Source organism: Bordetella tumbae (assembly GCF_965139195.1).
Classification (GTDB): Bacteria; Pseudomonadota; Gammaproteobacteria; order Burkholderiales; family Burkholderiaceae_B; genus Bordetella_A; species Bordetella_A tumbae.
The window spans coordinates 93279-114311 of the sequence record NZ_CBCSJH010000005.1; the positions used below are offsets into that span (position 1 = coordinate 93279).

General features: G+C 58.8%; 20 protein-coding genes and 1 pseudogene. 8 read left to right on the plus strand and 13 right to left on the minus strand.

Annotated features, from left to right (window positions below):
- Nucleotides 1-112: 112 nt before the first annotated feature.
- The 5 genes and pseudogenes from ACNA0J_RS08400 to tssA form a co-directional block, all read right to left on the minus strand.
- The gene (locus tag ACNA0J_RS08400) at nt 113-598 is read right to left on the minus strand and encodes an Hcp family type VI secretion system effector (protein WP_415818359.1); all 486 of its coding nucleotides are present in this window, start codon (nt 596-598) and stop codon (nt 113-115) included.
- 56 nt (nt 599-654) lie between these two features.
- The gene (tssC, locus tag ACNA0J_RS08405) at nt 655-2157 is read right to left on the minus strand and encodes a type VI secretion system contractile sheath large subunit (RefSeq protein ID WP_415818361.1); all 1503 of its coding nucleotides are present in this window, start codon (nt 2155-2157) and stop codon (nt 655-657) included.
- An 18-nt stretch (nt 2158-2175) separates the two neighbouring features.
- Nucleotides 2176-2730, minus strand: a complete 555-nt coding sequence (gene tssB, locus ACNA0J_RS08410; protein ID WP_415818363.1) for a type VI secretion system contractile sheath small subunit — start codon at nt 2728-2730, stop codon at nt 2176-2178.
- Between the two features lie 45 nt (nt 2731-2775).
- The coding region (locus ACNA0J_RS08415; RefSeq protein ID WP_415818365.1) for a type VI secretion system protein TssA at nt 2776-3441 on the minus strand (666 nt) is incomplete at its 5' end.
- A 1-nt stretch (nt 3442) separates the two neighbouring features.
- Nucleotides 3443-3846 (minus strand): annotated as a pseudogene (tssA, locus tag ACNA0J_RS08420) (type VI secretion system protein TssA); the annotation flags it as partial.
- A gap of 481 nt (nt 3847-4327) precedes the next feature.
- Here tssA and ACNA0J_RS08425 point away from each other — a divergent pair.
- On the plus strand, nt 4328-5314 hold the full coding sequence (locus ACNA0J_RS08425) for a tripartite tricarboxylate transporter substrate-binding protein (RefSeq protein ID WP_415818367.1): 987 nt from the start codon (nt 4328-4330) through the stop codon (nt 5312-5314).
- Nucleotides 5315-5374: 60 nt separating this feature from the next.
- On the opposite strand, the gene ACNA0J_RS08430 is transcribed toward ACNA0J_RS08425, so the two are convergent.
- From ACNA0J_RS08430 to ACNA0J_RS08445, 4 genes are all read right to left on the minus strand, one after another.
- Nucleotides 5375-7705, minus strand: coding sequence for a xanthine dehydrogenase family protein molybdopterin-binding subunit (locus ACNA0J_RS08430; RefSeq protein WP_415818594.1), 2331 nt, complete (start codon nt 7703-7705; stop codon nt 5375-5377).
- 17 nt (nt 7706-7722) lie between these two features.
- On the minus strand, nt 7723-8202 hold the full coding sequence (locus ACNA0J_RS08435; protein WP_094823318.1) for a (2Fe-2S)-binding protein: 480 nt from the start codon (nt 8200-8202) through the stop codon (nt 7723-7725).
- Between the two features lie 156 nt (nt 8203-8358).
- A complete protein-coding gene (locus tag ACNA0J_RS08440; RefSeq protein WP_415818369.1) occupies nt 8359-8778 on the minus strand; it encodes a WG repeat-containing protein in 420 nt (139 codons plus the stop codon).
- A 112-nt stretch (nt 8779-8890) separates the two neighbouring features.
- Nucleotides 8891-10219 carry an aspartate aminotransferase family protein gene (locus tag ACNA0J_RS08445; protein ID WP_415818371.1) on the minus strand — a complete coding sequence of 443 codons (1329 nt, stop codon included), beginning with the start codon at nt 10217-10219 and terminating at the stop codon, nt 8891-8893.
- A 252-nt stretch (nt 10220-10471) separates the two neighbouring features.
- Between ACNA0J_RS08445 and ACNA0J_RS08450 the strand changes: the two genes are divergently transcribed.
- The 7 genes from ACNA0J_RS08450 to ACNA0J_RS08480 all read left to right on the plus strand — a co-directional run bounded on the left by ACNA0J_RS08450 (nt 10472) and on the right by ACNA0J_RS08480 (nt 18218).
- Nucleotides 10472-11365 carry a MurR/RpiR family transcriptional regulator gene (locus ACNA0J_RS08450; RefSeq protein WP_415818596.1) on the plus strand — a complete coding sequence of 298 codons (894 nt, stop codon included), beginning with the start codon at nt 10472-10474 and terminating at the stop codon, nt 11363-11365.
- Between the two features lie 225 nt (nt 11366-11590).
- Nucleotides 11591-13114, plus strand: coding sequence for an amidohydrolase family protein (locus ACNA0J_RS08455; RefSeq protein ID WP_415818373.1), 1524 nt, complete (start codon nt 11591-11593; stop codon nt 13112-13114).
- 51 nt (nt 13115-13165) lie between these two features.
- A complete protein-coding gene (locus ACNA0J_RS08460; RefSeq protein WP_415818375.1) occupies nt 13166-14260 on the plus strand; it encodes an ABC transporter substrate-binding protein in 1095 nt (364 codons plus the stop codon).
- Nucleotides 14261-14270: 10 nt separating this feature from the next.
- Nucleotides 14271-15116, plus strand: a complete 846-nt coding sequence (locus ACNA0J_RS08465) for an ABC transporter permease (RefSeq protein WP_415818377.1) — start codon at nt 14271-14273, stop codon at nt 15114-15116.
- On the plus strand, nt 15113-15928 hold the full coding sequence (locus ACNA0J_RS08470; protein WP_415818379.1) for an ABC transporter permease: 816 nt from the start codon (nt 15113-15115) through the stop codon (nt 15926-15928). Before ACNA0J_RS08465 ends, ACNA0J_RS08470 begins: the two co-directional genes overlap by 4 nt.
- A gap of 14 nt (nt 15929-15942) precedes the next feature.
- The gene (locus ACNA0J_RS08475; protein WP_415818381.1) at nt 15943-16815 is read left to right on the plus strand and encodes an ABC transporter ATP-binding protein; all 873 of its coding nucleotides are present in this window, start codon (nt 15943-15945) and stop codon (nt 16813-16815) included.
- 44 nt (nt 16816-16859) lie between these two features.
- Nucleotides 16860-18218 (plus strand): LLM class flavin-dependent oxidoreductase, encoded by a 1359-nt coding sequence (locus ACNA0J_RS08480; RefSeq protein ID WP_415818383.1) that lies wholly within the window; start codon nt 16860-16862, stop codon nt 18216-18218.
- 92 nt (nt 18219-18310) lie between these two features.
- Here the strand turns inward: ACNA0J_RS08480 and ACNA0J_RS08485 are convergent, their stop codons facing one another.
- The 4 genes from ACNA0J_RS08485 to ACNA0J_RS08500 all read right to left on the minus strand — a co-directional run bounded on the left by ACNA0J_RS08485 (nt 18311) and on the right by ACNA0J_RS08500 (nt 20995).
- Nucleotides 18311-18847 carry a chromate transporter gene (locus tag ACNA0J_RS08485; protein WP_415818385.1) on the minus strand — a complete coding sequence of 179 codons (537 nt, stop codon included), beginning with the start codon at nt 18845-18847 and terminating at the stop codon, nt 18311-18313.
- Nucleotide 18848: 1 nt separating this feature from the next.
- A complete protein-coding gene (locus ACNA0J_RS08490; protein ID WP_415818387.1) occupies nt 18849-19421 on the minus strand; it encodes a chromate transporter in 573 nt (190 codons plus the stop codon).
- Between the two features lie 108 nt (nt 19422-19529).
- Nucleotides 19530-20330 carry an ABC transporter permease gene (locus tag ACNA0J_RS08495; RefSeq protein ID WP_415818389.1) on the minus strand — a complete coding sequence of 267 codons (801 nt, stop codon included), beginning with the start codon at nt 20328-20330 and terminating at the stop codon, nt 19530-19532.
- Nucleotides 20321-20995, minus strand: a complete 675-nt coding sequence (locus ACNA0J_RS08500) for an ABC transporter ATP-binding protein (RefSeq protein ID WP_415818391.1) — start codon at nt 20993-20995, stop codon at nt 20321-20323. The genes ACNA0J_RS08495 and ACNA0J_RS08500 overlap by 10 nt, the downstream gene beginning before the upstream one ends.
- Nucleotides 20996-21033: the final 38 nt, after the last annotated feature.

Consider the following 21033-nt stretch of genomic DNA (forward strand, 5'->3'; position numbering starts at 1 on the left):
ATAAAACAAAGAGACTCCACCACAACACACTTCCCGCAGTGGCGCCAGCTCAAGGGAGCAAGAGTTGACGTGGACGGACCCGACACCGAAACGCCAGGCCCGTACCGACGGCTTAACCGACTTCCTGGTTCTTCTTGATATCCCAAGCGACCACGCTTTCCGCGCCCTTGCCGCCTTGCTCCGTCTGCTCCCAGTATTGCTGTTTGACCTTGGCAGCTTGAAAAGCGAAGTTCACCGTCACGGACTCCTGGTTCAGTTCACCCGACAATTGCACGGACGACACCAGTACGTCTTCCAACGTGATCTTCGTGTATTCAATCTGCTGGCCGCCAGCCTTGCACACCGACAACTCAATCTTGCTCAGGTGTTTGCCGCTGGCGCAATGCTTCATGACAGCCGGAGCGGCCTTGTCAATACGCGCCACCACGTGCAAGTCGTTGAAACTGGCTTTTCCAGCACCCAGGCCTCCGCCGCTAGCCATGTTGCCGGGCTGTGTGGCACCCCACGAGAACGAAACGATATCGGTCCAATTCTTATGATTGGCATCCTTCGACTCGCCGTTGGCACCGTCGATCTTCATGAACATGTCAACAGACACTTCTCTCTCCCTAAGTTGCTGTCACGGCACGAAGTGCCCTGAAAAAAATGCCCATCTCAACCATCATTCTTTTTCAAGGATGGCAGCTTGGACACAAGACGCAGCGACACTGTCAGCCCTTCCAACTGATAGTGAGGCCGCAAGAAAAACTTCGCGGAGTAATAGCCGGGGTTGTCCTCGATCTCTTGCACCTGGACCTCGGCCGCCGCGAGCGGCTTGCGTGCTTTGGTCTCTTGGGACGAGTTCGCAGGATCACCATCGACGTAATTCATGATCCAGTCATTGAGCCAGCGTTCCATGTCATCACGCTCACGGAACGAACCAATCTTGTCGCGCACGATGCACTTCAGATAGTGCGCAAAACGGCAGCAGGCAAACAAATACGGCAGGCGTGCCGACAGCTTGGCGTTGGCCGACGCATCGGCATCGTAGTATTCGTGCGGTTTTTGCAGGGACTGCGCGCCGATGAACGCCGCAAAGTCAGAGTTCTTGCGATGCACGAGCGGCATGAAACCATTCTTGGCCAACTCGGCCTCGCGGCGATCGCTGATCGCGATTTCGGTGGGGCACTTCATGTCCACGCCACCGTCATCGGTCGGGAACGTATGGCATGGCAGATTTTCCACCGCGCCGCCCGACTCCACGCCGCGAATCGACGTGCACCAACCGTACAACTTGAACGAACGGTTAATGTTGGCCGCCATGGCATACGCCGAGTTCGCCCACGCATAACGGTCGTGATTCGCGCCGTCGGTGTCTTCTTCGAAATCGAACTCATCGACAGGATTCGTGCGTGCCCCATAGGGCAGGCGTGCCAGGAATCGCGGCATCGCCAAGCCGATATAACGCGCATCCTCCGACTCGCGCAGGCTACGCCATGCAGCGTATTCCGTGTTCGTAAAGATCTTCGTCAGATCGCGCGGGTTCGCCAGTTCTTGCCACGAATCCATCTGCATCACATTGGGCGATGCACCTGCGATGAACGGGCAATGCGCTGCGGCGGAAATCTTCGCGATTTCGCTCAGCAGCTCCACATCGGGCGGGCTGTGGTCAAAATGGTAATCGCCCACCAGGCAACCGATCGGCTCGCCACCAAACTGGCCGTATTCCTCCTCGTACACACGCTTGAAGATCGGGCTTTGATCCCAGCCCACGCCTTTGTGACGCTTCAAGGTACGGCCCAGTTCCTTTTTCGAGATACACATCACGCGGATCTTCAGCAACTCGTCCGTTTCTGTGTTGGTCACCAGATAATGCAGACCGCGCCATGCCCCTTCCAGTTGCTGGAAATCAGCATGGTGCATGACCAGATTGATCTGATCCGACAGCTTGCGGTCAATCTCGGCAATGATGGCCTGAATCGTTCGATAGGCATCTGCCGACACCGCCACACCGCTGTTTTCCAGCGCTTGATGCGCCAGCGTACGGACAGCGTGTTCGACGGCCTCGCGGGCCTGCTCGGTCTTGGGTTTGAACTCTTTCTTCAGCAACGCGGACAGGCCATCGGCCTCCAGCGTTTCAGTGCTGCGGGCATCTGCGTGTTTGGCTACTGCAGTCATCGCGATCTCCGTTATCGTTTATTTCGCGGCCGGATCAGATTCGGACGTATTGGCGTCCGTCGTCGGCGCATCCGGATTCGGTGCGGCAGCCAACGCATTCATCAGAGCGGGGTTTTTCAATACCTTGCCGATCAATTCCTCGGCACCTGTTTTCCCATCCATGTAGGTCAACAGGTTCGCCAACTGCGTACGAGCCTCCAGCAGCTCGTTCAATGCGCCCACCTTGCGCGCCACCGTAGCAGGCGAAAAATCGTCAATGCTCTCGAACGTGATATCCACGTTCAGATTGCCGTCGCCGGTCAACGTATTGGGCACCTGGAAAGCCGCGCGCGGTTGAATGGATTTCATGCGCTCATCGAAGTTATCGATGTCGATATCCAGAAACTTGCGTTCGGCCACATCAGGTTGAGGCTCCACAGACTTACCGGCCAGATCTGCCAACACGCCCATCACAAAAGGCAGTTGAATCTTGCGCTCTGCACCATAGATTTCCACGTCATATTCGATCTGCACGCGCGGGGCTCGGTTACGTGCGATGAACTTCTGCCCGCTGCCTTTTAGTGTCGTTACCATGTGTGCTCTCCTGTCCAGCTATATGTGTGCCTGCATTACGTCACCTCAGTTGCCAGGTCCGCCATTGGCGTCCCTGGGTAACCAGGCCTCGAACTGCTCGAGACCTTGCGGCGCCAGATTTTTAACAATGTCGTGAAAACTCATGGAAATCAACTGCTGCGCCCGCCGGATCAAATACGGTGCCGGATGACTGGGCTCATGCACTTCAAAATACGCGCAGACCTTGGCCAACATCGCCGCAGCTTCTTCGCGTGATTGAATCTGTGCGTCTTGCCAACGCATCACGGGCGCTGGCGCGGCATGCGATGAGGCGGGCTCTGCAGCGGCCTTTACGGCAACCTCACGCTGTGCCGTAGCACTTGCGTCCCCAGTTAACGTGTCCGCACTGGTCATGGGGGCGTTATCACCCAGCACCTGCATCACCACATCCAGCGTCCGCAGGATGCCCGCGTAATCCGGCACCCATTCTTGCCCAAGCTTGTCCGCGACTTGATTCTGGATGCGGCGCAACGCCTGTACGGCAGCCGACAAGGCAATCAAATCTTCATCTTGCTGCAGCCATGCTTGACGCAAATGCTCGATCAGGCGTGTGCGGCCGCCCGGATAAAAATCCGGATCCGAACGGCTGCCGTCCAGCAAGGATTCGGCATCGCGCAACGACAATTGCCCGTGCACGCCATTAACCAATCGGCTGGAACGCGCGCTCCGCNCNCCGCCGGCATGATCCCCCAGCGATACCAACGCATTGATGCGCGGCATCGGATCGTTATCGTCCACACTATCCAGACGAGGATGCACCGCGTCCCAATAACGCTCCAATGTGTCCGCCACCAATGTCAGGCCATCGGCATAACCCGGCAGACCACGAGCCTCTGTCCAGGCCTGCGTCAAATAGCCCATGATGCGCACGTCGCGCGTCCGGTCCAATAACCCGCGCGCCAGCCTTTCGACTTCGCGCCAGTCAGGCGGCTGGGCCGGAATGATCGTCGACCCGAATTGCTGCTCGCTACGCTCGACCGCAGCTTGCTGCAATTGCAGAAACTCGGCGTCGTATTCCAAGTCTTCGCCGCAAGGCAGACGTGGGTCCAGAGCGGTCAGAATATCGGCAAATTCCATAACTATCGTTCATATCCGGGATTACCCTGAGCCTAAAATAGGCCATCTTCGCTTATCTCCCGCAGAAGTCGGAATTCTAGGCATAGCCTGTGCGCATCCCAATGACACCTAACAGCTACTGTTTTTTCTTACGATTCATTAACAAATAAGAAAATCTTCGAACAAATTCCACACTGCTAATTTCAATATATTGAAACAATACTGCCACGTCACAACAGCCCCCATCACCGCAAATCACCGTGTTTTTGCAGTGCCGAGTCAGCCTTATTTGTGACACTTATTTTTAATTCTTTCTTTTAATAGAGTCCCAAGGGCCGCAATATTTTTATGGCTCTAATTAAGGCCATAGCTTTGCTTATTTTTGCGGCGACGCAACAACAGGGTTTACCCCGCTTTCCTCACTCCAAACCCCTGCTTCCAAAAAATCAAATTGCTGAACTGGAGCGGTTCGGAAAACATAAGCCCCCTAACAGGAGACAGTATGCTTTTCCATCGCCCTATAAATATTGCTTTGTCGGCGCTCGCCTTGTCCTTTTCCATCGCATCGAGCGTACAGGCCGCAGACTATCCCTCCCGCCCCATCACGCTGGTCGTTCCCTTTGCTGCAGGCGGGCCCACTGACGTCGTCGCCCGTTCGCTCGGCGCTGAACTCGGCAAAATACTCAAGCAACCCATCGTCGTAGAAAACCGCACTGGCGCGGGCGGCACCGTGGCAGCCAACTATGTCGCCAACGCTGCGCCTGACGGCTATACGTATTTCATCCACCACAATGGCATGGCCACCGCCACAGCGCTCTATCCCGCGTTGAAATACGATCCGCTGACGAGTTTCGAGTACGTCGGCGAAGTCATCGATGTGCCCATGACCTTGTTGGCCCGCAAGGATTTCCCGGCCAGCAACATGGCCGAATTCATTACCTATGCCAAAGCCAACGCCGACAAAATCAACCTGGCGAATGCCGGCCCGGGTGCAGTCTCGCAACTGTGCGGCTCACTGCTGCAACAAGCGCTGGACGTGAAATTCACTACCATTCCGTACCAAGGCACCGGCCCCGCCATGTCGGCCCTGCTGGGCGGACAAGTCGACGTGCTGTGCGACCAGACCACGCAGACCATCCCTCACATCCAGGCAGGCAATGTGAAGTTCTATGGCGTCACCACACTGAACCGCATCTCTAAACTGCCAGATGCTCCCACCCTGAACGAACAAGGGCTCAAGGACTTTGAGGTGAAGGTGTGGCACGGCATCTACGCGCCGAAAGGCACGCCTGCCGCAGACATCGCCATCTTTAATAAAGCGCTCAAGGCCGCACTCAAGTCGCCTGAGTTCACCGCAAGGATGGCCGATCTGGGAGCGGAAATCGTCTCGGAAGACCGTCAGACGCCCGAGTCCCTCAAAAAATGGGTGCAATCCGAAATCAACAAATGGACACCCATCCTGAAAGCCGAGGGCATTAACGTCAACTGATAGCCATCGTGACACGAACTTCGGCCCGGGCACATCGCCCGGNCCGAAGCATCTGTCCCGTCATGCCTTGAGCTGATCCCGTATCGGCAAATTGCGAATACGCTTGCCTGTCGCGGCAAAAATCGCATTACACAAGGCTGGCGCAAATGGCGGCACCGCGGGCTCGCCTACGCCACCCAACGGCACATCAAAGCCGTGCTCAACAAGATGCACCTTGATCACCCGCGGCGCCTCCGACATGCGCGTGACCTCATATTGGTGAAAGTTCGTCTGGTTGGTGCGGCCCTTGGCGAACGAAATCTCACTGCGTGTAGCCAGGCTTTGCCCCATGATGCATGCGCCTTCGACCTGGGCACGCACCCGGTCGGGATGGACTTGCGGGCCACAATCGACGGCTACGTCCACTTGATGCACGATGAGACTGCCGTCCTTGCCGACCTCGACCTCTACCACCGTGGCCACGTAGGTCACAAAGCTATACGACACCGCCAAGCCCAGCCCTCGACCGGCTGGCAGCTCGCGCCCCCAGCCCGCGGCTTTGGCAGCCACCTCGACCACATGCCGCATACGGCCTGTGTCCAGTGGATAAATCATGGGCGATTCGCCATAATTCCAGCTGTCGGACATATCTGGCGGAGAGATCTTGCGCGCAGGCCCGATGAGCTCTAACAAGTAATCCTTCGGATCGCGTTTGAGCGCATGCGCCATCTCCGCAACGAAACTCTGCACCGCAAAAACATGCGGAATATTCGACACGGAGCGGAACCAGCCTATCCGCGTATGGGCAGGCACCGGCACCGACTCGACCCGAAAATTCGGGATGGCAAACGGAATATTCACGGCCGACATACCCAGCTCGAAAGGCTGCTGGCCCTGCGCATTCGCGACAAAGGTCGAACCTATGGTCGGCGCGGCAGTGCGATGCAGCCATGCGACGGCCTTGCCGTTGGCATCGACCCCAGCCTCCAGGCGTTCGACCGATACGGTATGGAAATAATCATTGGTGATGTCATCCTCGCGCGACCAGGTGACTTTGACCGGTTTGCCGTCCATGGCACGCGATAACAACGCCGCTTCGACGGCGTAATCCGACTTGGACTTGCGGCCAAAACCGCCGCCCAACAGTGTTTGATGAACCGTGACGGCCGAGATATCCAACCCCAGCTGCTTGGCCACGTTCTCGCGCGTGCCGTATGGCGACTGCACACAGGCCCAGACCTCGCACTTGCCATCGGCCACACGCGCCGTCGCCGCAGGAGGCTCCATGGTCGCATGCGCCAAATGAGGCAGGTAATATTCCGCTTGAATGCGTTGTGCTGCGCCCTCCAGGGCTTTCATCGCATCGCCATCATTGCGCACCGCCGGGGCCGGTTTATTCGCCCCCTCGCTCAGGGTCTTGCGAAACGCCTCTGAATCGTAGCTCGCGTTAGGGCCATCATCCCACTCGATTTCCAGGGCATTACGCCCTTTCATCGCCGCCCACGTATCGGCCGCAACAACCGCCACGCCACCCAACGCGGCAAACACCGGCGGCATCGGACCCGCAGGAATCTCCACGACCTTGAGCACCCCCGGCACTTTCAAGGCGGCATCGGCCTTATAGCTCTTGACCTTGCCGCCCAGTACCGCCGGCCGCGCGACCGCGGCATACAGCATGCCATCCAGGCGGGTATCGATACCAAAATGCGTCGTGCCGGACACCACGTCCTGAATATCGACGCTGCGCGTGCTTTGCTTGCCGATATAGCGGAACTGCTCTGGCTTTTTCAACCGCAATGCGTCGGTGGCCGGTACCGGCAGCGCAGCGGCTGCCTCGGCGAGCTCTCCATAACCGAGCTTGCGTCCGGAGGCTTCGTGCAGGACTTCGTGATTGCGCGCCACGACCTCGGTCACAGGCACATTCCATTGCTTGGCTGCCGCGATTTCCAACATCGCTCGCGCTGACGCACCGACACGCCGCATGGGCTGAAAGAAATGCCGCGTACTGCGCGAACCATCCGTGTCCTGATTGCCATAGCGCGGCTCATCGCCTGGCGCCTGGATCACACGGACTTTGCTCCAGTCGGCCTCAAGCTCGTCGGCCACCACCATCGGCAAACCCGTCCGTACCCCCGTACCCATCTCGGCGCGATGCGCGATGATCGTGACAATGCCATCCTTGCCGATCGATACGAACACCAGAGGATCGTCCACCGTACCATGTGGCATGCCGTCGGCGCCGTACTTCTTTTCTTCTTTAGCGGCCTCTGCAGCACGCACCATGCCGCCCGCGCCCACCATCAGCACCAGACCGGTCAACGCGCCTGCCGCTTTCATCCAATCGCGCCGGCCCGGCGAGGCCAGTTGATCCGCACGAGCCATATCAGCCATCGCTCCGGACGGCTGCGTCATCAAATGAGCAAAATGGTTCATTTCGCGGCTCCTGTGCTGGCGACCTGTTTGATGGCCACTTCCTTGATCGCAGCCCGGATGCGCGGATAGGTGCCGCAGCGGCAGATATTGCCGCTCATGGCCGCGTCGATGTCCTCATCGGTAGGTTTCGGGTTGCCTTTGATCAGCGCGGTCGCCGACATGATCTGGCCCGACTGACAGTATCCGCATTGGGGCACGCCGATCTCTACCCAGGCTTCTTTGACAGCTTTGCCGACGGCGTCATCGCCTATTGCCTCGATGGTCGTGATCGGCTTGCCGGCCGCAGCGGCGACCGGCGTGATACAGGAGCGTATCGGTTGACCGTCCAGATGCACCGTACAGGCGCCGCACATGGCCATGCCACACCCAAATTTCGTGCCGGTCATTCCCAGCCGGTCACGTATCACCCATAGCAACGGCATATCATCGGGAACGTCTACCTCTTGGGATTTGCCATTGATCGTCAGACTAGCCATACGAGCTCCTTGTTCGGCAAAGACACGCACTACGAGAGATGTCTGCCGAGTGTACTCGGGTTGGCTATCAAATCAAGGATTCGTGCAACGCAGCAATCCGGCGCTGTGCGTCCATCGCGCCCACGCGTGCCAAGGGCTGCACGGACGTTGAGCCCGCTATCTGGCGCCCGCGCCGCGCATCGGATTGCGAACTGTTTTCCATTGCTGGCAAGATACGCTCGAGTGCTCAGCCTCGCGCTGAAAAGTGCAGTTGGTCCCTGCCTGGGCCGTTCCATTTTCAAATGGAAAGGCAAAGTCGTATACCGCGGGAACTACCACGTGCAAAGCACGGTTATGAAAACCCATTTTGCCGTTCTCGACAAAACGGGCCAGCCCTTCTTCGTAGTAGTCCGGGCCGTTATCAAAGATAAACGGCCGCAACACGGGACGCTGATCCCGATCGACATAGACCCAGCCGTGCTCGTCCTGGATCAACGCGTGACCATAGCGGTCGAATTCTTGCTCTTGGGCCATGACCGGCAGCGTCGCTGCCATCAGCAGCACAAACACACCGGCAGATCGAAAATTTCTCATCATGGCGACAGCATACTCGACCGCCCGAAAGCCTGGCCTGCATCCCTCCAACGCCGCCTGCGGATGCACCCTCTCAATGCATCCGCGAGCTCACTCGCCATACGCAGCCCAGGTGTCACGTCACTGGCAAGACTTCGCGCACTGACTGCGCAAACCGGTCAATGATCCTGTCGATATCTGCCGGCGTGCAGATAAACGGCGGCGCCAACAGTGCATGGTCACCTCGAACCCCATCCACCGTCCCGCCCATGGGATACACCAGCAGGCCATTCTGCTTGGCCGTCGCCTTGAGTCTGGCATGGGTCTTTTGAGCAGGGTCCAGCGTCTCTTTGCTATTGCGGTCAGCCACAAACTCGACGCCCACAAACAAACCCCGCCCCCGCACGTCTCCGACATTCGGATGATCTGCCAGCGTGGCCTTGAGCCCGGCACGCAATTGTTCGCCTCGAGCCAGGACGTTGGCCAGGAGATTGTCTTCTTGAATCACACGCTGCACTGCCAGCGATGCGGCACATGCCGTCGCGTGACCGATATAGGTGTGTCCATGCTGAAAGAAACCGCTGCCGCCCACAATGGCATCATAAATACGGTCAGTACATAAGGTCGCGCCAATTGGCTGATACCCGGCGCCCAGCCCCTTGGCAATGGTGATCAGATCCGGCACGACACCATCTTCTTCGCAGGCAAACAGATATCCCGTACGCCCCATCCCGGACATCACTTCATCCAGGATCAGCAATACGCCGTATTTATCGCACACCGCCCGAATACGTTTGAGATAGTCCCCTACCGGCGCCAACGCACCCGCGGTAGCCCCCACCACTGTCTCAGCCACAAAGGCCGCCACCGTATCCGACCCCAGCTCCAGGATCTTGGCCTCCAGCTCATCGGCCAGCCGCTGCGCGTATTGCACGTCGCTTTCACCCTCCCGGCGTTCGCGGTAGGGATAGCAAGGCGACACATGATGCGCCGGCACCAGCAATGGCAAAAACGGCTCGCGCCGCCAGGCATTACCGCCAATCGCCAACGCCCCCAGCGTATTGCCGTGATAGCTCTGACGCCGCGCAATGAAATGACGGCGCGATGGCTGGCCAATTTCCACAAAGTATTGCCGCGCGAGCTTCAGGGCTGCCTCGACCGCCTCCGAGCCTCCCGAGACAAAGTACACATGATTCAAATCCCCCGGCGCCGATTGGGCTAATCTGTCGGCCAGCGTCTCCGCCACCTCGGTCGTAAAGAACGACGTATGCGCGTAGGCCAGCGACTCCACCTGCTGCTTGATCGCATCGATCACAACAGGGTGGCCATGTCCGAGGCAAGACACCGCCGCTCCACCCGATGCGTCGATATAGCTTTTGCCGTCCTGATCGAACAGTTCTATCCCTTTTCCGGCAACAGCGACAGGGAGTTTCTGCTTGGGCTGACGATGGAAAACGTGCGTCATGGTCGGATCTCTTTGTATGAAAGCGGTAGCGGATGATATTTATTGCTACGCGCGATGGGCCGGGACAGCATCCTTCAGCCAGTATATGAATTCTTTTTCCTCAAAGCAACACTTGTTTCATAAACCCAGATACAAGGAACAAATGAATCATCATCTTTACCAGCCCAGCGTATCGCGGTCAGATCACACATGCCTGGATGCAACGGTGCGGCATTTATGCAACAATCGTTTCACCCCAACGGCATCCCATCTATGCGCTCCGACAGCCCATCCCCACCCGAATCGCTGGATCAACTGATTGATCATTTGCGGCAGGTGTTCTCCGCGCTCACTCCGCAATTTCAAAATGCGGCACGTTATCTGCTCAATCAGCCGACCAACGTCCCTGTCTTGTCAATGCGCAAGATCGCTGCTGATGCCCGGGTGCAGCCTGCTACGCTCGTGCGGCTGGCTCAGCATCTGGGCTATTCGGGCTGGCAAGACCTGCGCGAGGTTTTTGTCGACGCCTTTCACAGCAGCTCTCAGCCTTATGCCCAGCGCGCCCGCAAAATCATCGGCACTGGCAAAGCAGCGCGGCTGCAGGCCGAGATACTGGCAACACAATTCCGAAATCTCGAGCGCACCAGCGCCCAGAACACAGAGACCCTGCCCGTTGCCACCGAGCTGCTGACTCGCGCCACAAACGTGTATATCGCAGGTTTTCGTGCGAGCTATCCCATCGCATTCGGCTTTCACTATGTCTATCGACTGTTTCGCGGCAGCACATTTCTCATCCGCAGCGACGCCGGCACGCTTGAACTAGAACTCCGTTTGCTTACCGCCAACGATGCCATGGTCCTGATCAGCTTCGCCCCGTATTCACAAGAAATCAGCCAAATTGCGCGCACCGCTCGTGCAGCAGGTTGCAAGATCGTGGCGCTGACCGACAGCAAGGTCTCTCCTATCGCGCTGGATGCGGATTGCACGCTTGTGTTCTCTACGGACAGTCCATCGTTTTTTCCGTCCACAACCGCGGCTACCGCTTTGACCGAAGCCCTGCTCGAACAACTGCTCGCCAAGAAAGGCAAAGGCGCGATCAAAGCCATCGAGCACGCCGAAGGCCAATTGCATCATTCAGGCGCTTATCTTCCGACACGCCGTCCTTAGCCTGCGCAATCGTTCAGCCTTCGCAGGTTTTCTACTCTGGCCGTATCCCCTTCGCACGGCATTTGCTCATAAGCAGTAGATTAGAACGAAATCTTCGTTTGGCATCCCGACGCCTGCCCGTAGAGTTTTGAGCTATGCATCGCGCATGCGTCGACGCCTTTGTCTCCGGCACAAGGGCCAGACGTGTCCGCATTAGCTGCGTTCACCTCGTTTCGGAGATGCCCCATGAATGATCGCTTGAACCGTATTCACGCGTCCCGCTCGGCAGCCGTCAAAGCCACGCTGGATTACCCGGTGATAGACACCGATGTGCATGTCAACGACTATGCGCCGATTCTCGAAGACTATGTTCAACACTACGGCGGCGCCAAACTCGTCGACTCGTTGCGGCGTGCATTGGGGTCGCGCTTTGCCACCAAAAGCAATGGGCGCGACTGGTATGCCCAGACCGCGGAGGAACGTCAATACCACCGCACGTTGCGCTCACCATGGTGGGCACGCGTCACGCGCAACACACTGGACCTCGCCACATACACGCTGCCGGAATTACTCTACGAACGTCTCGCGGAACAGGGTGCCGACTACTCCGTGTTGTTCCCCAACGACGTGCTGGCCCCGCTGGCGGCCCGCGATGACACTCGCCAGGCACTGCATCGTGCCATCAATCACTTCCATGCCGATCAATACCGCAAATACAGTGATCGGCTGACCCCTGTAGCCGGAATCCCGCTCAATACCCCCCAAGAAGGCATTGAAGAACTGGAGTTCGCCGTCAAGACATTGGGACTCAAGGTCATCAACATCGCCGGTGGCGTGCGACGTCCGATCAAGGCAATTGCCGAAAAATACCCCGCCGAGCAGTTTCCCGATATTGCCAAGCATGCCCACTATATTGATTTCTACGGCATCGACAGCGAGTACGACTACGATCCGTTCTGGGCCAAGGTCGTCGAGCTCGGCGTCCCGGTCACGACACACTATGGCAGTCAGGGCTGGACGGGACGGCATTCGATCAGCAACTACATGTTCAATCACATCGGCCATTTTGCCGATGGCTCTCAGGCATTTGCAAAGGCCCTGTTCTTCGGCGGCGTGACGCGACGTTTTCCAGGCTTGCGCGTCGCGCTGCTGGAGGGTGGCGCAGATTGGGGATCACATGTCTACACGCACCTGGTCGACCGGTGGGAAAAACGTAATCGGCACGAGGTTCAGAACTACAACCCCGCTAATGCTGATCTCGACCTGCTGAAAGACTTGTTCGAACGCTACGGCGCAGACTTCATCCGCGGCCGGGACATCGATCCGTCGCAGCTATTGCGTGACAGCCTGGGCATTTCGGCCCTGCCCCATAGCCGTGAGCCCCAGCCCGACGAACTCGATGACTTCGCATTGGCAGGCATAGAGAAAATCGAAGACATACGCGATCGCTGGGTCAACAGTTTCTACTTCGGCTCAGAAGCAGACGATCGTACGGTGGCCTCCGCCTTCAACGAAAAAGTTCATCCGCTTGGCGCCAAGATCAATGCGATCTGGTCCTCCGACGTGGGGCATTGGGATGTTCCGGACCTGACCGAGCCCTTGGCAGAAAGCTGGGATCTGGTCGAACAAGGTGTCTTGAGCGAAGCCAATTTCAAAGCCTTCGTTTTCGGCAATCCCTACCGGTTCTATACCGAAGCCAACCCGGCATTCTTTGCCGGGACTGAAGTCGACCGCAAACTGACCTCGACCTCGCAAGCCCGCGCGGCTTGATGTCATGTCTATTCTCCCCGGTGTGACCACCGGGGATTTCTGGAGTATCTGATGAATTTTCTGTCCACCCTGGTAGCGCGCGCAGCGCTGGCGCTGACGCTGACCAGCGCTGCCGCCAGCGCACATGCCGCCGACGTTATCCGCATCGGCGTCGCGACCGCCGGCGGCGGCGATCCCATCACCTGGGGCGGCTCGCCCGGTGGTGTTGTCCGTGCCAACCAAGCATTGGAAAAGGCATTCCAGGCCGACGGCGTCAAAGTCGAATGGTTGTTCTTCAAAGGCGCCGGCCCCGCCGTCAACGAAGCACTCTCGAACAAGCAAATCGACTTTGCCTATCAAGGCGACCTGCCTTCCACAGTCGGCCGTGCCAATGGACTGAAGACCAAAATCCTATTGGTCTCAGGCGCACGCAATAATCTCTATGTCGTCGTGCCGCCAAACTCCAAACTGGATAGCATCGAAGACCTGAAAGGCGAGCGCGTCTCGATCTTTCGCGGCACCAATGGGCATCTGGTCGCCAACAACGTGCTTGCCGCGCATGGCCTGACCGAGCGCGATCTCAAGGGCGTCAATCTTGATTCCGGCAGTGCTCAGGCCGCCTTGGTATCCAATGGCGTTGATGCCGCCTTTGGCGGTTACGAGTGGTTCAAGATTCGCGACCAGGGCCTGGCGAAAATCATCTACTCCACACGCGGGCAAGACCCAGCCTATACACGCCAAGCCTCGTTACTCGTACGCGAGGACTTCGCAACCGACAACCCCGCGCAGGTACAGAAAGTTGTCGATGTCTTCGTCGACGCCGCTCATTGGGCATCGGACGAAAAAAATCGCGACGCGCTTTTCAAAATTTGGGAGAAAAGCGGTGTGCCCTATACATCCTGGGCCGCCGAGTTCGACCAGCAAAGCCTGGCCTCTCGCAATTCGCCCATCGTCGATGACTTCATCATCGCGCGTTACAAGGCGGTTGCCGCCGATGCACTCAAGCTGAAGCTGATCCGCCGGGAGGTCTCGGTCGATGACTGGTTCGACACCCGTTATCTGGAACAGGCCCTCAAGAACAAGGGCCTGGACCAATACTGGGCGTACTCCGATGCCAGCGGCAAAACCATAGCGACGGCCGCACCGAATCAGGTCAGCGCTCGCTAGGAGACGTGCCATGAGCATCCTGACCTTGCCCAGACGCCATCTCGCGTCAGCGCACGCGCCTGCCTGGAATACACGTGCGGCGATCTGGTTTATTGCCCCGTGGTTATTACCACTGTCTCTCTATGCCCTATGGCACTTGGGTGCAGAGCAAGGCTGGATCTCGCCCCAAGTCCTGCCTCCCCCTTCGTATGTGTGGGAAACCCTCAGCGATCTGACCACCAGCGGAGACTTGTGGCTGAACGTGAAGGCGAGCCTGCTGCGTGTCTTGGTTGGCTTTGCCGTCGGCAGCCTGCTTGGGTTGACACTGGGAACGGCCATGGGCCTGTGGCGTCCGCTGCAAGCCTATCTGCTACCGACATTCAATGCGCTGGTGCAAATTCCAGTGCTGGCCTGGCTGCCGTTTGTGCTATTGCTGGTCGGCATCGGTGAACCGCTGAAATACATCCTCATTGCCAAGGCGGCATTGGTCCCCGTCACGCTCAATACCTTGCAGGGATTCCGGCTTGCCAGTCCCGCACTGCGCGAGGTCGCCCATGTATACCGCTACACACGGCGGCAGGAGGTGCTGGAGGTCGTCCTGCCGCTGGCCACTCCCACCATCTTCACCGGTCTGCGGCTCGGTTTCACCAAGGCCTGGCTGTCGTTGGTCGTCGTCGAACTGGTCGCCTCCAGTGAAGGCCTGGGCTATCTCATCGTCTATGGCCGCCAGCTGTTCCAGCTGGACCTCGTCATGGCCGCAGTCATTGTGGTAGGTGCCATTGGCTACCTCATTGATCGTCTGCTCGACTGGTCAGAAGCGCGTTTCATCGGCGCCCGCGCCGCGTCGCGGCTGGGCACCCAAGGAGAAGCGCCATGAGCAACGCTGCGACAAACACCAACGGCGCCACTCCTGTTCCGCTTGACGACAATGGCGATACGCGTCGCTGGCGAGGCCTGGTATTGCCAGTCGCTGCCATCTTGCTGTGGTGGGCGTTGTCCCGCGCCGATCTCGTCAACTCGGCCCTGCTTGTGTCTCCAGGAAAAGTCCTGGCCACGGCCGCTGACCAGATCACCACAGGCAAGCTCTGGCGTGCACTCGGCGCCAGCCTGACACGAGAACTCACGGGCTTTGTCATCGGCACATCGGCGGGCCTGCTGCTCGGCGCACTGCTTGGCGTCTCTCGTTGGTTCAATAGATTAGTTGGGCCGAGCTTCAATACCTTTAAGCAGATATCGCTCTTTGCCTGGATCCCCTTGATCTCGGTGTGGTTCGGATTGGGTGACACCGCCAAAGTCGTCTTTCTCTCATTGGCGGCGTTGGTGCCGGTCGTCGTGAACACTTGCGACGGCATCCGCAGCACGCCAAAACCCTTGCTCGAAGTCGCCAAAGTCTATCGCTATACACCCGTACAAACGTTCTTTCACGTCGTACTGCCTGCCGCCACACCCGCGATCTTCACCGGTGTTTATCTCGCCTTGATCTATTCGTGGTTAGCCACCATCGGCGCGGAATATCTGCTGGTCGCGGGTGTCGGCATCGGCAACCTGCTGATCGAAGGCAGCGAGCATTTCCAGATGGATCTGGTGATCTTCGGCATGTTCGTCGTGGGCTTGGTCGGTTGGCTGATGAACGCCCTGGCCCGCCACGTCGAGCGCCGTCTCGCGCACCTGCGCGGTGCCGCGCAATAACCACAGGAACGTATATGACCGAATCTGCAACGTTGGAACTCGATCTGGACCTGCATGGAGTAGGAAAACGCTACGCCAGCGCACAAGCCGCGGGCGGCGTACTGCAAGTCCTGCATGGGATTGACCTGAACGTCCGCTCAGGAGAATTCGTCGCCGTCGTCGGCGCCAGCGGCTGCGGAAAATCCACGCTCCTGCGCCTGATACTCGGGCTGGAAGATCACTACGATGGCCACATCACGCTAGGCGGCACACCCGTGCAAGGCACCGGACGCGAACGCGGCATCGTCTTTCAGGATCATCGCCTCTTTCCCTGGCTCACCGTCGAACAGAACATCGCCGTGGGGCTGCGTAATTCCCCACATACCGCGGCACAGAAACGCGATCTGGTGGCCGAGCACGTCGCGCTGGTGGGCCTGGAAGGTTTCGAGCAATCCTATCCTCACCAGATCTCGGGAGGCATGGCGCAACGCGTCGCCATTGCGCGCGGGCTCGTCAATCGGCCGCGCGTGCTGCTGCTGGACGAGCCGTTTGGTGCGCTCGATGCCTTGACACGCGCGCGTCTGCAAACCGAGCTGCAACGCATCTGGGAAAAAGAACGCATCACGATGATCCTCGTCACCCACGATGTCGAAGAAGCCGTCTTTCTGGGCGATCGCGTCGTGATCATGCAACCTCATCCGGGCCGCATCCACCGCATCGTTCCCGTGCCGCTTGCCCATCCGCGCAACCGCAGTGATCCTCGATTCATCCGCATCCGCGATGACGTTCTTTCGGATTTTCTCGCCCCCGACGGCGCGCCGGCAGAGGCCGACAGCGTCCCCGCTGAACAGACTGATCTCTACTTGCGCCCCATTCCCTCTTTAGCCTCACTGCAAATGGCTTGGTGATCTCTCCTTAGTCCCACGACATACACCCATACGGAGCCACGACCGTGACCACCTCTCCCCGGCAAATCAAGCTCGGCGCATTTCTCATGCAGACCGGGCACCATATCGCCGCCTGGCGCCACCCGGATGCCCAAGCAGATGCGGGCGTCAATTTCAAACATTACGTCGAGCTCGCGCGCCGTGCCGAGGCCGCGAAATTCGATGCGGTGTTCCTTGCAGATTCCGTTGGCGTACGCAATCGCAACATCGACTCATTGTCGCGTACCGCGCGCAGCGATCATTTCGAACCACTGACGCTGCTATCGGCGCTGGCCGCCGTGACTGAACATATCGGCCTGATCGCGACCGTCTCGACGACGTATAACGAGCCCTATCATGTCGCACGCAAATTTGCATCGCTGGATCAGATCAGTGGCGGCCGATCAGGCTGGAACCTCGTCACCTCCAGCGGTGAAGGCGAAGCGCAGAACTTCAACCTCGACGCTCACGTCGATCATGCCCAGCGCTATGCCCGCGCAGCCGAGTTCCACGATGTCGTACTCGGCCTGTGGGACAGTTGGGAAGACGATGCCTTTGTGCGTGACACGGAAAGCGGCGTCTATTTCGAGCCGGAGAAGCTGCACCCTTTGAATCACCGCGGCGAACACTTTCGTGTGCGCGGCCCGCTGAACGTGGCACGCTCTCCGCAAGGCCGCCCCGTCGTCGTGCAAGCAGGCGCCTCGCCTGCCGGCCGGGATCTGGCCGCTCGCACCGCAGAGGTGATCTTCGTCGCGCACCAGACCTTCGACGAGGCCCAGTCGTTCTATCGCGACATCAAGCAACGCGCAAGCGACTACGGCCGCGACCCCGATCAGATCAAGATCATGCCGGGCATTTTCCCGGTCATAGGCCGCACACAAGCCGAGGCCGAGGAAAAATTCGCCCGGCTGCAAGACCTGATCCATCCCATCGTAGGTGTGCAACTGCTCTCGAATATGATCGGCGGTTTCGATCTATCTGCCTATCCGGTGGATGGCCCTTTGCCAGATCTGCCTGAAACCAATGGCGGGAAAAGCCGCCAGCAGTTACTGATCGATCTCGCTCGCCGGGAAAACCTCAGCATCCGCGACCTTTATCTACGCATTGCCGGCGCACGCGGACACCAGCAGATTGTCGGAACTCCGCAAAGCGTGGCCGACCAATTACAGCAATGGTTCGAAGAAGAAGGCGCCGACGGTTTCAATATCATGTCTCCATGGTTGCCCGGCGGACTGAACGACTTTATTGATCTCGCCTTGCCAGAACTACGCCGCCGGGGACTGGTGCGCACGGAATATCAAGGACACACCCTGCGCGATCACCTTGGGTTACATCGGCCCGAGCACCGCGCTGTGGTCGGCCGTCGCCTGAGCCAGGCGGCTTGAGCGTTGGCACAGCCGACCGTGAATGATGCGAAGTTCGACTAGCCGCCAGTAACATGGGCGCTAGTCGCCTCACGCCGCCCTGCTTTCTACACCTATACCCATCCGGCAACATGCACCACGCTCAACACGCCAGCGCCGCAGGCGATCAATAACAGCGGATTCAATCGTGTTCGCATCATCAACACTGTCGCAATCACGGCAATTGCACGTGCCCACCATCCGCCTTCCAGCGACATGAACAGCACATACACTGCCGCCAAAATCATTCCGGCCGCGATGGGCCGCAGCCCCGCCTCCAGCGCCAACTGCCAGCGCGCGCCCTGGTGGCGCCGCCAGACATACGCCACGGCATAAATCAGAAACGCCGTGGGCCCGAAAATCGCGATGGTAGCGACTACCGCGCCCCAAAGACCACCAACGTCCCAACCGATCAAGGTCACCAGCAACGATCCTGGCCCAGGCGCGAGCCGTGCGATCGCAAAGGTATTCAAAAACTCCTGCGCCGTCATCCACTGCTGTACATCCACCACTTGCCGATGAATCTCGGCTACAGTCGCCTGTCCGCCTCCAATCGTCACCAGCGAAAGCGGCGCGAAGACTCCCCAGAGTGTCCACAGGATATTGCCCATATCAGGCCTCCTTTTTCAGCAGGCGGACATATTCGATACCGACACTCAGGACACCTTCGCCCAGCACCACCCACAGCAGCGGCCATTGCAGTACGCCCACTGCGACAAATGTGGTCACCACGAAAATCCAAGGCAACACTCGCCTCGGCACCCGGATCGCTGTCGTGATCGCCATACTTGCGGACAAGCCAATCGCGGCGGCCGCAGCGCCCGCCAAGGCAATGTTGGTAATAGAGTACTCAGTCAGCGCGGCAAACACCGTCGCCAGCAGGATGATGAAGATCGCCGGAGGAACAATAATCCCCATAAACCCCGCGACTGCCCCCCGCGCGCCGGCCAGCCGGTAGCCGATCCAGATCGCCATATTCTTGACATTGACGCCCGGCAGCGCCTGAGACAACGCCAGACCGTTGAGGAAATCCTCTTCGCTCATCCATTTCCGGTCCTGGACGAACTCGCGGTAAAACCAACCACTCAACCCGCCGCCAAAACTCGACAGTCCGATACGGGAAAAGATCAGGAACAAGCTCCATGCGCTCGGCCTGGGCTCCACATCGACATTCTCAATTTGCATGATAGGGACGCAAAATTGGCACGCCCTCGGATTTCACAGAGAACGGCGCCTGCACAATGGATGCGCGCATTATGACGCGAGGTTGATAACAAATACCTAAACGCCGGGTCAGCTCTCTTCTCGAAACCGGTCCAGACGCAAGCGCCCGCGTTCGTCCGTCAACCGATGCACTGCTCCATAGGCCGCCCCCATGGCGGCCATGCTGCTTGCGCCGCAAAGGAGAAACATCAACAAAATCTGGTATTTGGCCGCGTCCGTCGGATCCATGCCCGCCAGGATCTGGCCGGTCATGATGCCGGGCAGCGTGATAATCCCCGCGGCGGCCATCTGGTTGATGCTGGGCACGATGCCGCGGCGTACGGACTCGCGCAGCAAGGTGGAAAATGCCTGGCGCACCGTCGCCCCCAACGACAGTCGGGCCTCGATCGCCAAGCGCTCCCGTCTCACGCCGGACAAGACGGCATCCAGCGCCAGGCTGGCCGCGTTCAACGCACTGCCCAGCACAATCCCCACCAGCGCCACCACATAACGCGGGTCATACCACGGCGTCGGCTGCACCGCCGTATTCGTGATGAAAAACACGCAGATCAACGTCGCTGCGGTTACCGCGACGGCGCTGATGACGAGGTTGCCATGCTGTATCAAACGAGCCTTGGGACGCGCCGCTACCTCACGGATCGCCAGGGCCATCATCACGGCAATAATCAATAGCGTCAGCCAGGGATTGGCATGCGTGAAGACTACACGCAACAAATGCCCCACCAGCAGCAACTGCAATACGGTACGAATCGCCGCCCAGAGAATCTGCCGCTGCAAATTCAGTCGTAGTACGAACGATACGCCCGCGCACAAGACGACCAGACAGGACGCGATTATCAAGTCCGATGCGTGCAAAGGAATCACGTCCATAGAGCCTCCAGCCTGCCTGCTTCCATGCGGAACCCCCGATGCCCCATACGATGGGCCTGTTCCTGGTTATGCGTCACCAGCACAATACTCGAACCCTGCTGCATACCGCGTTGCCACTCTTGCTCAACCAACGCGGTCGCCTGCTCATCCAGGGCTGCCGTGGGCTCATCCAGCAACAACACGCGTGGCTTCAATAACAGAGCCCGTACCAACCCCAACCGTTGCCGCTCGCCCGTCGACAATTCCAGCACCTGCGCATCGAGCTTGGCAGCAGGCAAGCCCAATCGCTGCGCGATGACCCGTGCGGCGTCCAGATCCGCAAAATGCGCTGTGACGGCATCATCCCACCAACCCGCCTCGGCCTGGCAATACACCACCTGACGCCGCCACTCATAACCTCTCATCTGCATGCGATCGCGGCCATCGAGTTCGGCAGACCCCTGCCCTGGGTCCAGGTCGGCGATTTGGCGCAGCAGCAACGATTTGCCAGAGCCGGAAGGGCCGACGATGGCGACACACTCCCCGGCAGGGATATCAAGCGTGACCGGCGCCAGCCGTGAGTTATGCAACCCACGTAACCGCAGTACAGGGACCGTGTCGCTGGTATTGTGGAAAAGGACGCGATCTGGCGCGGCGGACGGCGAATGATGAACAGATTGCGGCATAGAGGGAAACAGAGGCTGATGGCTACCGGAAGCCTATC